The organism is Vicinamibacteria bacterium (genome assembly GCA_035620555.1).
Classification (GTDB): domain Bacteria; phylum Acidobacteriota; class Vicinamibacteria; order Marinacidobacterales; family SMYC01; genus DASPGQ01.
The window spans coordinates 1-2035 of record DASPGQ010000722.1; the positions used below are offsets into that span (position 1 = coordinate 1).

The 2035-nt window shown below is 61.7% G+C and carries 3 protein-coding genes; all 3 read left to right on the top strand.

All coding sequences use genetic code 11. The features are described 5' to 3' along the window. Window positions 1–692, top strand: a 692-nt coding sequence (locus VEK15_29160) for a hypothetical protein (GenBank protein ID HXV64803.1), incomplete at its 5' end; no start/stop codon positions are given. A 193-nt stretch (window positions 693–885) separates the two neighbouring features. After that, a complete protein-coding gene (locus tag VEK15_29165; GenBank protein ID HXV64804.1) occupies window positions 886–1401 on the top strand; it encodes a hypothetical protein in 516 nt (171 codons plus the stop codon). Next, window positions 1398–1721, top strand: a complete 324-nt coding sequence (locus VEK15_29170) for a UPF0175 family protein (protein HXV64805.1) — start codon at window positions 1398–1400, stop codon at window positions 1719–1721. The genes VEK15_29165 and VEK15_29170 overlap by 4 nt, the downstream gene beginning before the upstream one ends. The last annotated feature ends 314 nt before the right edge of the window (window positions 1722–2035 follow it).

The window sequence follows — 2035 nt, forward strand, 5'->3', positions numbered from 1 at the left end:
AGTATTTTTCCTGGCTCGACGTCGATCCTCGGGATGGAACCGTCTATGTGGCCTACAAGGATTCGCGGATCGCTCCCACCCGCCTCGGCACCGACACGTACCTGAACCGCTCCACTGACGAGGGCCTCTCATGGGAGTCCTCGGTACGCCTGTCCTCAGAGAGCAGCTTCGCGCGATCGAGTGGCTTCCAGTACGGCGACTATCAGGGGCTCGCCGCGGCTGAAGGCCGAGTGTACGCGGCGTGGAGCGACTATCGTCCCGACTCGTCGGGCACGGTTACCTCCTCCGAAATCTTCGTCGGGCGGGTCAGCTTCGAGCCCACCTCATCGGGCTGGCGGCTGGAGCGAGGCAACAAGACTCTGGAGCTCTCGTTCACGGCGCCGACGGAAGTGGAGCAGCTGGTCGACGTCTATCTCGTTTTCAACTGGACCGGTGACTCGACCCCGAGCTTTCTGACGCCGTCGGGAACGACCAGCGAGCGAGCACCCTTCGAGACGTTTCTCGCGAAGCGCGAGCTCTCGTTCTCGGCCTCGTTACCCTTATGGTGGATTCCTTCGGACACTCTATTGACCGCGGTAATCGTTCCGTACGGGCTCGACCCTGCCGACGGTCAGAACTGGTTGTCATCGGAGCTGCGGGTTCCGGGCGCGGAGCTCGTCGGCAGCGGGGAGGGCCCCCCGCGCGAAGAATAGCCCGAGAGTCAAGGCAGTCCGAGCCAGGCACTCGAGGACGTCGATTTTTTTTTCGAGCGGTGGGACAAGCTGACTGGGATCGTCCTGGGTGCGAACCACGGCCGACGTCAAACGTGCGGCCGGGAAGGTTGAAAACATTTGCGTAATTCGTTAGCATCACATCGGACAGTAGAGACCGTCCCGTGGGTGCACCGTGATCGTAGCCGACGCGTCAGTGCTGATCGCTCTTGCCAAGATGAAGAGGATCGAGCTCCTGCATCGGATGTACGGCAAGGTGCTGATGGGACCGTTAGTGAAGGCGGAGGTGCTCGACAAGGGAAGGCTGATCTCGGCGCCCGGGGTCGAACAGCTCGAGAGAGCTGTGGAGAGCGGCTGGATCGAAGCCGTGCGGCTGTCACCACGAGAAAGGCGCGTGCAGCAAGGTATTCTCTCAAAGACCCGACTTCACGGGGGCGAGGCGGAGGCGCTCGCTCTGGCGGATTCACGAAAGCTCCACTTGATCGTCGACGACAAGGAGGCTCGTGCGCTGGCCGACGCGATGGGCCTGAGCTACCTGGGTACCGCGGCGGTCCTGCTCCGAGCGTTCCTCGAACGTCACTTCGGCTTCGAGGAGCTCGAAGACGCTGTCACAGCCCTGAGCAGGACGATCTGGATATCTCCGGCGGTCGTCGCCGAGATACTCAAGCGGGCACGGGAGGAGGAGAAATGAAGAAGGAGCACATGGTCGGGACGCGGCTTCCGGAAGAGCTGGTGCGAGACCTGGAAGCGATCGAGAAAGTGGAGCAAACCGACCGGTCAACGACGCTCAGGAAGCTTCTTCACAAAGCCATCGGTGACTGGAAGCTGGAGCACTACGCTCGCTCATACGGAGAAAACAAGATCTCCCTGGCCAGGGCAGCTCACGAGGCCGGAGTCTCCTTGTGGGAGATGATGGACTATGTCAGGGGCAGGAAGGTTCCAGCTCAGTACGACCTTGCGGATTTCCGTAGTGATCTCAAGAAAGTCGTACCAGGCAGGGCCCGGCGATGACTCGCTCGACGTGATTTCTTCTCGAGAAATGCGTGCACCGCGGCGCGAGTTTCGCCCGCCAGTTTAACCGCGCTGTGATCTCTGCCGAGAAGCCGGAAGCGGACGATCGATTACGGGTCCCGCTACGGCATTGAGCAGTAGAAAGTCAAGGTAGTCTCGCCACGAGCTTCCGAAACCGGGGGTCGTCTCGAAGGGGGGCGAACGCGGGATCCATCGGGAGAACCAGAAGCCAAGGGTCGCGCTCTTCGAAGGCATCGCTCAGCGCTTCGATGGCTTCGTCGCGCTCGCCGACGCCCAGGTGAAGCAGCGCGAGC